This is a genomic window from Pseudomonas pharyngis (assembly GCF_021602345.1).
GTDB lineage: Bacteria > Pseudomonadota > Gammaproteobacteria > Pseudomonadales > Pseudomonadaceae > Aquipseudomonas > Aquipseudomonas pharyngis.
Window position 1 is genome coordinate 497,863 of record NZ_BQID01000003.1, and the last position, 10,983, is coordinate 508,845.

General features: G+C 61.1%; 10 protein-coding genes. 9 read left to right on the forward strand and 1 reads right to left on the reverse strand.

The features are described 5' to 3' along the window. From tcyN to L6D74_RS09180, 8 genes are all read left to right on the forward strand, one after another. Nucleotides 1–750, forward strand: a complete 750-nt coding sequence (gene tcyN / locus L6D74_RS09145; RefSeq protein WP_064592708.1) for an L-cystine ABC transporter ATP-binding protein TcyN — start codon at nt 1–3, stop codon at nt 748–750. Between the two features lie 456 nt (nt 751–1,206). Beyond that, nucleotides 1,207–1,971 (forward strand): hypothetical protein, encoded by a 765-nt coding sequence (locus tag L6D74_RS09150; protein ID WP_085647937.1) that lies wholly within the window; start codon nt 1,207–1,209, stop codon nt 1,969–1,971. A 267-nt stretch (nt 1,972–2,238) separates the two neighbouring features. Then, nucleotides 2,239–3,480 carry an SfnB family sulfur acquisition oxidoreductase gene (locus tag L6D74_RS09155; RefSeq protein ID WP_039764545.1) on the forward strand — a complete coding sequence of 414 codons (1,242 nt, stop codon included), beginning with the start codon at nt 2,239–2,241 and terminating at the stop codon, nt 3,478–3,480. Between the two features lie 38 nt (nt 3,481–3,518). Then, complete coding sequence (locus L6D74_RS09160) at nt 3,519–4,712, forward strand: SfnB family sulfur acquisition oxidoreductase (protein WP_064592705.1); 1,194 nt, start codon at nt 3,519–3,521, stop codon at nt 4,710–4,712. Then, nucleotides 4,712–6,064, forward strand: coding sequence for an LLM class flavin-dependent oxidoreductase (locus L6D74_RS09165; RefSeq protein ID WP_085611211.1), 1,353 nt, complete (start codon nt 4,712–4,714; stop codon nt 6,062–6,064). Before L6D74_RS09160 ends, L6D74_RS09165 begins: the two co-directional genes overlap by 1 nt. Nucleotides 6,065–6,131: 67 nt before the next feature. Further along, complete coding sequence (locus L6D74_RS09170) at nt 6,132–6,941, forward strand: MetQ/NlpA family ABC transporter substrate-binding protein (RefSeq protein WP_007952748.1); 810 nt, start codon at nt 6,132–6,134, stop codon at nt 6,939–6,941. Nucleotides 6,942–6,943: 2 nt separating this feature from the next. Further along, a complete protein-coding gene (locus L6D74_RS09175) occupies nt 6,944–8,068 on the forward strand; it encodes a methionine ABC transporter ATP-binding protein (RefSeq protein ID WP_236188802.1) in 1,125 nt (374 codons plus the stop codon). Next, nucleotides 8,058–8,702 carry a methionine ABC transporter permease gene (locus L6D74_RS09180; RefSeq protein ID WP_007952752.1) on the forward strand — a complete coding sequence of 215 codons (645 nt, stop codon included), beginning with the start codon at nt 8,058–8,060 and terminating at the stop codon, nt 8,700–8,702. Before L6D74_RS09175 ends, L6D74_RS09180 begins: the two co-directional genes overlap by 11 nt. Before the next feature lie 30 nt (nt 8,703–8,732). Here L6D74_RS09180 and L6D74_RS09185 read toward each other — a convergent pair whose 3' ends face one another. After that, nucleotides 8,733–10,136 carry a hypothetical protein gene (locus tag L6D74_RS09185; RefSeq protein WP_236188805.1) on the reverse strand — a complete coding sequence of 468 codons (1,404 nt, stop codon included), beginning with the start codon at nt 10,134–10,136 and terminating at the stop codon, nt 8,733–8,735. Between the two features lie 216 nt (nt 10,137–10,352). On the opposite strand from L6D74_RS09185, the gene L6D74_RS09190 reads away from it, so the two are divergent. After that, nucleotides 10,353–10,982: a class I SAM-dependent methyltransferase gene (locus L6D74_RS09190; RefSeq protein WP_236188807.1), complete on the forward strand. Its 630-nt coding sequence runs from the start codon at nt 10,353–10,355 to the stop codon at nt 10,980–10,982. Nucleotide 10,983: the final 1 nt, after the last annotated feature.

Below are 10,983 nucleotides of genomic sequence, written 5' to 3' on the forward strand. Positions count from 1 at the left end.
ATGATTGTCGTGGAAAAACTGACAAAGCAGTTCAAGGGTCAAGTCGTGCTCAACGGCATTGATCTGGAGGTGAAGGAAGGCGAGGTCGTGGCAATCATCGGCCCCAGCGGCTCGGGCAAGACCACGTTCCTGCGTTGCCTGAACTTCCTCGAGGAACCCACCAGCGGCCGGATCAAGGTCGGCGAGATCGAGATCGATACCAGCCGCCCGCTGAACCAGCAGCAGAGCCTGGTGCGCAACCTGCGCCAGCATGTGGGCTTCGTGTTCCAGAACTTCAACCTGTTCCCGCACCGCACCGCCCTGGAAAACGTCATCGAAGGCCCGATCGTGGTCAAGAAGACGCCCCGCGATGCAGCCATTGCCCTGGGCAAGAAGCTGCTGGCCAAGGTTGGCCTGGCGGGCAAGGAAGACGCCTACCCACGGCGCCTGTCCGGTGGCCAGCAACAGCGCGTGGCGATTGCCCGGGCGCTGGCGATGGAGCCGGAAGTGATCCTGTTCGACGAGCCGACCTCGGCCCTCGATCCGGAACTGGTGGGTGAAGTGCTGGCGACCATCCGCGGCCTCGCCGAGGAGAAACGCACCATGGTGATCGTCACCCACGAAATGGCATTCGCTCGTGATGTGGCCAACCGCGTGGTGTTTTTCGATAAAGGCGTGATCGTCGAACAAGGTGAAGCGAAAGCGTTGTTCGCCAATCCGAAAGAAGAACGCACTCGGCAGTTCCTCAGTAAGTTCAGAAACAACAGCTGACCTGTAAACTTTCCGGAATACAAACTTCCATGGATGGAAGTTTCGCTTACGCCCTCCCCACTAAAAAATTAATCAAGTGACTGCATTACATATATATGTCCTGCAACAGTCTCGCCGCGATTAAAGTTCGCCCCCTCCAAATTTCCAGCTGTACAAACCGACCGACGACAGAACGATAAAATCCGGCAAAAGCTGTGGCTCGATTCGCCATGCAGAATAGGTAGAGTGCCTTATCTGCGTAGGAAGCTTCTGATAAATCCGTAATTCTTCAATTAACTAACCCTGTCCGTTGACACGCGATTCAGCGAACTTTTATCTAGTCACTTATCGCGCCCCACAACATTACCAAGACCCGATAACGAATGGCCGAACGACCCTGCTTTTATTACTGGGCAATTCATGCCATTTGAACTTTCAGAAACGGATTTCGCTGCAAGGCTTCAAGGAGAGGACTTCATGACCCGCACTTCGCACATCCCCGAACTGGCCGCGCCGAGCCTGGCGCCATCCCGAAACAACGGCATCAACCTCGCGGCAGCAGCTCATCTGCTGGTCGATGTGCCGCCTTATCCGGACATGGACACCGGCGATCTGATCGAACTGTTTTGGGACAACTGCTACGTCGCCTCTCACGTGCTGACAGCACAGGACGTCGCAACCCCAGTCAGCCTGCGAGTGCCGGAAAGCTTCATCGCCAGCGGCTCGTCTCGCATCCACTATCGGGTCATGCGGGTGGGGCACGGGCCATCGCTGTCGGCGGCGGCGCGGGTCACGGTCAAGCTCGACTGCCCCGGAGGACAGCCTCCAGCGCTGTGTGGCGACGAAAACCAGCAACTGGCTCCTGTGACCCTGCCCGAGACCATTCGCCGTCAGGGCGTCAACGCAAACCAGATCAGACGCGGCGTGCCACTGACTATCGAGCCGTATCTGAACATGGCCGAAGGCGATGCCATCACCTTGCGCTGGGGCGATGTACGGATGGATCTGGCACGCATCACCCCTGCCGATATCGGCAAGCCGATTCAGGTCTGGGTGCCGCCGGCAGTCATCACCGAGGCCGGCGAGGATCTGCGTCTGGACGTGACCTATTGCATCCTCGACCGGGTCGGCAACAACTCGCGCTGGGCACCGCCGCGAACGCTGAAGATCGGATGCGTGAATCCCTACCTCAAGGTGCCGCTCAAGGAAACGCTGAAGGCGGCAGAGCCACAAAAGAAATGAGCCAAAACGGTCGATGAGGGACGCCGTCCCTCGTCGCCGCACGCTTAACCAGCCAGACCACGCCCCCCTTCTATACATATTCCTAAAAGTTAGTTTATTTAAATTTTATACGCGCTTAGGGTATATGCACCGGACCACCGGACATTCTTTCGTTCGCCGCACCTTTGCGGCGTTTTTCATGAGATGTGAGGTGGGTAGCATGGTCCGGAACACAATCACCCCAGTGCAGATCGCCAGGGCATTGCGTGCAGCCAAGGAGCGGCACTGATGTCCAGTCTGGCAGACGCAAACGTCCAGAGTGACCTGGACATCGCCCCGCTGTTGTTGCCCGCACAAGTGCTGCGCAACGACGCTCAAGCCATCAAGGCCGCCCATGAGCTGGCGCAGGTCGCCCGCGTGCAGGCCGCCAAACGTGATCGCCAGCGCAAGCTGCCATGGTCGGAAATCGAACAGTTCACCCGCAGTGGCCTCGGCAGCATCGCGATTCCGCGCGAGTACGGCGGCCCGCAGGTTTCCTTCGTCACCCTGGCCGAGGTGTTCGCGATCATTTCCGCCGCCGACCCGGCGCTGGGACAGATCCCGCAGAACCAGTTCGGCATCATCAACCTGATCCTCGGCAGCGCCACCGAGCAGCAGAAAAAGCATCTGCTGCAGAGCGTGCTCGAAGGCTGGCGCATCGGTAACGCCGGGCCTGAACGCGGCACCAAGGACACCCTGGAACTGAAGGCGCGCATCACCGCCGACGGCGATGACTACGTGATCAATGGCCAGAAGTTCTACTCCACCGGCGCCCTGTTCGCCCACTGGGTGGCGGTCAAGGCGCTCAACGATGACGGCAAGCAAGTGCTGGCCTTCGTCCGGCGCGGCACGCCGGGATTGCGCATCGTCGATGACTGGTCGGGTTTCGGCCAGCGCACCACCGCCAGCGGCACGATCCTGTTGAACAACGTGCGGGTCGACGCCGGCCTCGTGGTGGACAACTGGAAGATCAACGAAAAGCCCAACACCCAGGGCGCGGTGTCGCAGCTGATTCAGGCAGCGATCGACGCCGGCATCGCCCGTGGCGCCATCGATGACGCCATCGAATTCGTCAAGACCCGCGCCCGGCCGTGGATCGACGCCAACGTCGAACGGGCCAGCGATGACCTCTACGTGATCGCCGACATCGGCAAACTGAAAATCGAACTGCACGCTGCCGAAGCGCTGTTGCGCAAGGCCGGTCAGGTGCTGGATCAGGTGCACGCCGCGCCACTGACCGCCGAATCCGCCGCCCGCGCGTCGATTGCCGTGGCCGAAGCCAAGGTGCTGACCACCGAGATCTCATTGCTGGCCAGCGAAAAACTCTTCGAACTGGCCGGCAGCCGCGCCACCCTCGCCGAATTCAACCTCGACCGTCACTGGCGCAACGCCCGGGTGCACACCCTGCACGACCCGGTGCGCTGGAAGTATCACGCGGTCGGCGCCTATCGCCTCAACGGCAAGTTGCCGGCTCGCCATTCCTGGATCTGACGACCCGAACACTTTTGACCAGATCTCTGGAGAAACACATGACTCTTTCCCATCCCGTCGCGCTCATCACCAGCGACGAGCAAGCCCTGATCGTCGCCAGCGACCTGGCCGAAGATTTCCAGCGCGACAGCAACCTGCGCGACCGCGAACGCCGCCTGCCGCTGCCGGAACTCGACGTGTTTTCCCGCTCCGGCCTGTGGGGCATCAGCGTGCCCAAGGAGTACGGTGGCGCCGGTGTGTCCAACGTGACCCTGGCCAAAGTCATCGCTTTGATCGCCCGGGCTGATGGCTCGCTGGGGCAGATTCCACAGAACCATTTCTATGCCCTCGAAGTGCTTCGGGTGAACGGCAGCCACGAGCAGAAACAACGGCTGTACGCCGAAGTCCTCGCCGGCCAGCGCTTCGGCAATGCTCTGGCAGAACTCGGCACCAGGACCGCCCACGACCGGGTCACCCGCCTCGAACGTGACGGCAGCGGTTATCGCATCAATGGCCGCAAGTTCTATGCGACCGGTGCGATTTACGCCCAACGCATTCCAACGTCCGTGGTCGATGAAAACGGCGTGCAGCAACTGGCCTTCGTCCCCCGCGACAGCAAAGGCCTGACCGTGATCGACGACTGGAGCGGGTTCGGCCAGCGCACCACCGGCAGCGGTTCGGTGGTGTTCGAAGACGTGTATGTCGCCGCCGAAGATGTCATCCCGTTCCAGAGCGCTTTCGAGCGCCCGACCCCGGTCGGCCCGCTGGCGCAGATCCTTCACGCCGCCATCGACACCGGCATCGCCCGCGCCGCCTACGAAGATGCGCTGCACTTCGTGCGCAGCAAGACCCGTCCATGGATCGATTCGGGCAACGACAAGGCCACCGAAGACCCGCTGACCCTCAAGAGCTTCGGCCATCTGAGTATTCGCCTGCACGCCACCGAAGCCCTGCTCGAACGCGCCGGCGAATTCCTCGACGCGGCCCAGGCCGAGACCAACGCCGAGACGGTTGCAGCGGCCTCGATTGCGGTCGCCGAAGCACGGGCGATCAGCACCGAAATCTCCTTGGCCGCCGGCAGCACCCTGTTCGAACTGGCCGGCAGCCAGGCCACCCTGAGCGAGCATGGCCTCGACCGCCACTGGCGCAACGCCCGGGTACATACGCTGCATGACCCGGTGCGCTGGAAATATCACGCGGTGGGCAATTACTACCTCAACGATGAAAACCCTCCGCTGCGAGGGACCATCTGATGAGCAAGAAAAAGATCCTGCTCAATGCGTTCAACATGAATTGCATCGGCCACATCAACCACGGGTTGTGGACGCATCCCCGCGACACCTCGACCCGGTACAAGACCATCGAGTACTGGACCGAACTGGCGCAACTGCTGGAGCGCGGGCTGTTCGACGGGCTGTTCATCGCCGACATCGTCGGCGTGTACGACGTCTATCAGAACTCGGTGGACGTCACCCTGAAAGAGTCGATCCAGCTGCCGGTCAACGATCCGCTGCTGCTGGTATCGGCGATGTCCGCGGTGACCAAAAACCTCGGATTCGGCCTGACCGCCAACCTCACCTACGAGCCGCCGTATCTGTTCGCCCGACGCATGTCGACCCTCGACCACCTGAGCCGCGGGCGGGTGGGCTGGAACATCGTCACCGGTTACCTGGACAGCGCCGCCAAGGCCATGGGCCTGAGCGAACAGGTCGAGCACGACCGGCGTTACGACCAGGCCGACGAGTACCTCGAAGTGCTCTACAAACTCTGGGAAGGCAGTTGGGAAAACGGTGCGGTGCTCAACGACCCACAGCAGCGGATCTACGCGCAGCCGGACAAGGTGCATAAGGTCGAACACAAGGGCGAGTTCTATCAGGTCGAGGGTTATCACCTGTGCGAGCCGTCGCCGCAGCGCACGCCGGTGCTGTTCCAGGCCGGCAGTTCGGATCGCGGTCTGCTGTTCGCCGGGCGGCATGCCGAGTGCGTGTTCATCAGCGGCCAGAACAAGCCGTCGACCAAGGTGCAGGTGGACAAGGTCCGCGCCAGCGCCGTCGAAGCGGGTCGCAATCCTGAGGACATCAAGGTGTTCATGGGCCTCAATGTGATCGTCGGCGAGACCGAGGAAGCGGCCTGGGCCAAGCATGCCGAATACCTGAGCTACGCCAGCGCCGAAGCGGGCGTGGCGCATTTTTCGGCGTCCACTGGCATCGACTTTTCCCAGTACGAAATCGACGAACCGATCCAGTACGTGAAGAGCAACGCGATCCAGTCCGCCACCAAGAACCTGCAGAACAACGACTGGACCCGGCGCAAATTGCTCGATCAGCACGCTCTGGGCGGGCGCTACATCACGGTGGTCGGCTCGCCGCAACAAGTGGCAGATGAACTGGAATCGTGGATCGCCGAAACCGGCCTCGACGGCTTCAACCTGACCCGCATCGTCACCCCGGAAAGCTATGTGGATTTCATTGATCTGGTGATTCCGGAACTGCAACGGCGCGGCTCGTACAAGACCGCGTACGACACCGGCAGCCTGCGGGAAAAACTGTTTCACGGCGAAGCGCACCTGCCGCCGCAACACACCGGCGCCCACTACCGACACTAACCCCGGCACTCATCCTTCCCACGCTCTGCGTGGGAATCAGGCTAATTTCACTGACTGGAAAACCACCATGACCAAGAAGCTCCTGTCCCACCCAGTCAAAGCACTGGCCCTGGCCTTCGGCCTGTTCAGCTCGGCGGTGTTCGCCGCAGATGCCCCGTTGAAAATCGGCACCACCGCCGCCTTCGCGATTCCGCTGGAAGCCGCCGTCGAAGAGGCCTCCAAACAGGGCCTGAAAGTCGAGCTGGTGGAATTCACCGACTGGATCGCACCGAACGTCAGCCTCGCCGCCGGTGACATTGACGTGAACTACTTCCAGCACATCCCGTTCCTGGAAAACGCCAAGGCTGCCTCCGGTTTCGACCTCGTGCCGTTTGCGCCAGGGATCATCAACAACGTCGGCCTGTACTCGAAGAAATACAAAAGCTTCGACGAGCTGCCGGAAGGCGCCAGCGTCGCCATCGCCAACGACCCGATTAACAGCGGACGCGGCCTGCAACTGTTGGCCAAGGCCGGTCTGATCACCCTCAAGCCGGGGGTCGGCTACAAGGCCACCGAAGACGATATCGTCGCCAACCCGAAGAAGATCAAGATCCTCCAGGTCGAAGCCGTGCAACTGGTGCGCGCCTACGATGACGCCGATCTGGTCCAGGGCTACCCGGCCTACATCCGTCTGGCGAAGACTTTCGACGCCGGCTCCGCGTTGTTGTTCGACGGCCTCGATCACAAGGAATACGTGATTCAGTTCGTGATCCAGCCGAAGAGCAAGACCGACCCGCGCCTGATCAAGTTCGTCGACATCTACCAGCATTCGCCGGCCGTGCGCGCCGCACTGGATAAGGCCCACGGCAAGCTGTACCAGGCCGGTTGGGAAAGCTGAGGATGACCGCGGCCATCCAACGGCGACTGGATCTTCCAGAGCCACCCACGCTGGCACAGCGCACCGAACTGCATCCCGAACTGAACCGCGCCCATGTGCGTTTCGTCGGGCTCGGCAAGACCTACGACGGCAAACAAGGCCCGGTCGCCGCCCTGCAAGGCATCGACCTGGCGATCCAGCGCGGTGAAGTGTTCGGCATCATCGGCCGCAGCGGCGCCGGCAAGTCGTCGCTGATCCGCACCATCAACCGCCTCGAACAACCGACCTCGGGCCGGGTGCTGATCGATCAGGTGGACATCGGCGAGTACGACGAGGATCGCCTCGTCGCCCTGCGCCGGCGGATCGGCATGATCTTCCAGCACTTCAACCTGATGTCGGCGAAAACGGTGTGGCAGAACGTCGAACTGCCGCTGAAAGTCGCCGGCGTCCCGAAGGAACAGCGGGAGAACAAGGTGCGCGAACTGCTGGAACTGGTGGGCCTGCAAGCCAAGCACAAGGCGTATCCGGCGCAGCTGTCCGGCGGGCAGAAGCAGCGTGTCGGCATCGCCCGCGCGCTGGTGCATGACCCGGACATTCTGCTGTGTGACGAAGCCACTTCGGCACTGGATCCGGAAACCACCCAGTCGATCCTCGGCCTGCTGCGCGAGATCAACAAACGCCTGGGCCTGACCATCGTGCTGATCACCCACGAGATGGCGGTGATCCGGGAAATCTGCGATCGCGTCGTCGTGCTCGAACATGGCCGCATCGTCGAGCAAGGCCCGGTCTGGGAAGTGTTCGGCAACCCACAGCACGAGGTCAGCCAGACCTTGCTCGCGCCGCTGCAACACGCCTTGCCCGAAGAATTGCAAAGCCGTTTGCAGGCGCAACCGTCGTCGCCCGATGCGGCCGTGGTGCTGCGCTTGCAGTTCACTGGCAGCCAACAGGACGAACCGGATCTGGCCGCGCTGTTCGCCGCGCTCGGTGGCCGGGTGAAATTGCTCCAGGGCGGCGTGGAACGGATTCAGGGCCATGCGCTCGGGCAACTGTTGCTGGCGGTCGCGGGTTCGCAGCTGAATGCCGAGCAATTGCGTGAGCGCGCCGGGCAATGGGCACAACGCACGGAGGTGCTGGGTTATGTGGTTTGATCGCTTGCTGCAGGGTTTCATCGACACGTTTCTGATGGTCGGCGTGTCGTCGCTGATCGCACTGCTGGCGGGGATTCCGATGGCGGTGATTCTGGTCACCAGCGACAAGGGCGGGATCTACGAAGCACCGGTGCTCAATCGCGCGTTGGGTGCGTTCGTGAACCTGTTTCGCTCGATCCCGTTCCTGATCCTGATGGTCGCGCTGATTCCGTTCACCCGGCTGATCGTCGGCACCACCTACGGCGTCTGGGCGGCGGTCGTGCCGTTGACCATCGCGGCCACGCCGTTCTTTGCGCGGATCGCCGAGGTGAGCCTGCGTGAAGTCGACTACGGCCTGATCGAAGCCGCGCAGGCCATGGGCTGCCGGCGCTGGCACATCGTCTGGCATGTGCTGTTGCCCGAGGCGCTGCCGGGGATTGTCGGTGGCTTCACCATCACCCTGGTGACGATGATCAACTCATCGGCCATGGCCGGAGCGATTGGCGCCGGCGGTCTGGGTGACATCGCCTATCGCTACGGCTATCAGCGCTTCGACAGCCAGATCATGCTGACCGTGATCGTGCTGCTGGTGGCACTGGTGGCGCTGATTCAGCTGGGCGGCGATCGCCTGGCGCGGGGGCTGAACAAGCGCTAGAACAATCGATGAGCGCTGCCCTCCCCGGCATCAATCATCGATCAGGCTGTCGAGCCACGCATATTCAGTTTTGCTTCGATGCAGCGCCTGCATGCTTTTTGCCGCGTAAACAATGCTGTCGGCGTTGTTCGCGGCCAAATGCGCGCGCAGCGCCGGATTTGCATTGAACAGGCCGACCGCCGTCTGAAGATCCAGATCGTCGCCGATCCCCAGATAATCACTGATCCCGAACAGCAGGTTGTCGTGATCGTCCGTAAAAGCGTTCACGTACTCGACTGTCAATCCACCGCGCATGATCACTTCAGAAACACTGCGCTCCGGAATGTCGTAGACGGTCAGCGGCTCCAGACTCAGCAAACCACGCTGGCTGTCACCCAGATAGAAGAAATCCGCGGCGTTGGGACCGATGGTCCTGAAGCGGTCGATGCGGTTGGTGTGCAGCATTTCATGGCCCAGGGACATGCCTAGAATCTCCTGCTGCATGTACTTGCGGTTGAGGAAGAACCGGCCATGAAAATCCTTCTTGTACATCCAGGCGGCGCTGTTGTTTTCAGTCTCCACTGCGAAGAATTTTTCCTCGCCCCAGGTCCCTTGGTACTCCCTGGAAAGCGCAAGACCTCGCGCCACCGAGTCAGAAAACTGCTGCGCCACGGCCTGGTGCCCTGCCCCAAAAAAACTTTCGTAAACCGCGCTGGCACCGTCGTATTTCATGCCAATGGCGTGAACGGCATCAGCGAAAACGCTTTCGACCACTCGCAACTCAGTGCGGACCATCGCAGCCTGATCCAGTGGAAACTGCTTCAGCCCCCGTGCAGTCAGCGTGGCTTCCTTTGCTGTCTCGTGCTCGATCGCGTCATCAATACCGGTGTGGACCCGACTGTGCTTTTCCGAATCTTTCCTGATATTGCGGATGAGCTCATCGATGTCGATATCGATGACATTGCCTGCGTTGCCGGATGACCGAGCCCGTTCCGGCGACCATATCTTGCTGTGCGGATCGAAGAACAGGACCGGTCCCGAAGCCGTCCACTCGGACATCAAGGTCGCGCGATATTCACCGCCCGCTGCGGTTTGCCGAACCTGGACAATCTCGCCGGGGGCGACATCGACGAACGTGCGTCCCTTGATAACCCTCAACCCCAGGGCATCAGGCGCAGGCAGGGTGGCCGGCGCTTTCAGGCGATAGTCCGCAAGCGTCCTGCCCCCGAAACGACCCGACAGGATCTCGGCGGTCGGCAGGGATGAAACAATGACTGCGGCGTCTGGCATATCCGGTTGGCGAACGGCCTCCACATCCGTTTGATCCATGTCCCGAAAACTCTTGTGCGCAGGTTCGTACTCGGGAAAGTCAGCACCGGATCTTTTACGCAGTGCAATGGCGTCTGCCAGGCTATGGCTGGAGGACGTGGTGGAGGTTTTTCGAGTATTGCCCATGAAAAATCCTTGTTGAGTAAATCCCCCTGAAAAAATCGGGCAGACATCGCGCTAGTCGTCTATCGCGTGGGCGCTATTGCAACCGATCGGGAACGGTCAGGTGCGGTAAATATGTATTGCACTTGAGCCGGCGTTTTGTGCTTTGTCCGGATCTGGATCCTCTGAACCGCGAAAGCGCTTATAGTCTGCCGATCTTCCTTTCAGCCCATGACGACCATGAAGCAGACCCCCACCGATCTTGAACAGATCACCGCCACCACCCTCGGCCATTACAACTCGGTGGCCGAGGATTTTCGTGAAGGCACCCGCGATCACGATGTCAGCCAGAACATCGACGCCCTGCTGCGGCACATCCAGGCTGAGGCGCCGTTTTCCATTCTCGATTTCGGCTGCGGGCCGGGGCGGGATTTGCAGACATTCACCCGGATGGGACACGTCGCCGTCGGCCTCGACGGCGCGGAAAAATTCGCGCAGATGGCGCGGGAAGACAGTGGCTGTGAAGTGTGGTGCCAGGACTTTCTGAAGCTGGATCTGCCGGCAGAACGCTTCGACGGCATCTTCGCCAATGCGGTGCTGTTTCATGTGCCGTTGCAGGAATTGCCTCGGGTATTGAAGCAACTGCACGGGACATTGAAACCGGGCGGCGTGCTGTTCAGCTCCAACCCGCACGGGGATAACCGTGAGGGCTGGAACGGACCGCGTTACGGCTCGTATCACGATCTTGAAGCCTGGCGCGGATTGTTGACCGCTGCCGGGTTCGTCGAGCTGGAACATTACTACCGGCCGGCGGGGCTGCCGCGTGAGCAGCAGCCCTGGCTGGCGAGTGTCTGGCGCAAAGCCGTGTAGT

What these genes read in the sequence shown, in the direction of transcription:
- L6D74_RS09185 (WP_236188805.1), bottom strand. Translation starts at nt 10,136, where the DNA reads ATGGGCAATACTCGAAAAACCTCCACCACGTCCTCCAGCCATAGCCTG.
- L6D74_RS09170 (WP_007952748.1), top strand. Translation starts at nt 6,132, where the DNA reads ATGACCAAGAAGCTCCTGTCCCACCCAGTCAAAGCACTGGCCCTGGCC.
- L6D74_RS09190 (WP_236188807.1), top strand. Translation starts at nt 10,353, where the DNA reads ATGAAGCAGACCCCCACCGATCTTGAACAGATCACCGCCACCACCCTC.
- L6D74_RS09180 (WP_007952752.1), top strand. Translation starts at nt 8,058, where the DNA reads ATGTGGTTTGATCGCTTGCTGCAGGGTTTCATCGACACGTTTCTGATG.
- tcyN (WP_064592708.1), top strand. Translation starts at nt 1, where the DNA reads ATGATTGTCGTGGAAAAACTGACAAAGCAGTTCAAGGGTCAAGTCGTG.
- L6D74_RS09155 (WP_039764545.1), top strand. Translation starts at nt 2,239, where the DNA reads ATGTCCAGTCTGGCAGACGCAAACGTCCAGAGTGACCTGGACATCGCC.
- L6D74_RS09150 (WP_085647937.1), top strand. Translation starts at nt 1,207, where the DNA reads ATGACCCGCACTTCGCACATCCCCGAACTGGCCGCGCCGAGCCTGGCG.
- L6D74_RS09160 (WP_064592705.1), top strand. Translation starts at nt 3,519, where the DNA reads ATGACTCTTTCCCATCCCGTCGCGCTCATCACCAGCGACGAGCAAGCC.
- L6D74_RS09165 (WP_085611211.1), top strand. Translation starts at nt 4,712, where the DNA reads ATGAGCAAGAAAAAGATCCTGCTCAATGCGTTCAACATGAATTGCATC.
- L6D74_RS09175 (WP_236188802.1), top strand. Translation starts at nt 6,944, where the DNA reads ATGACCGCGGCCATCCAACGGCGACTGGATCTTCCAGAGCCACCCACG.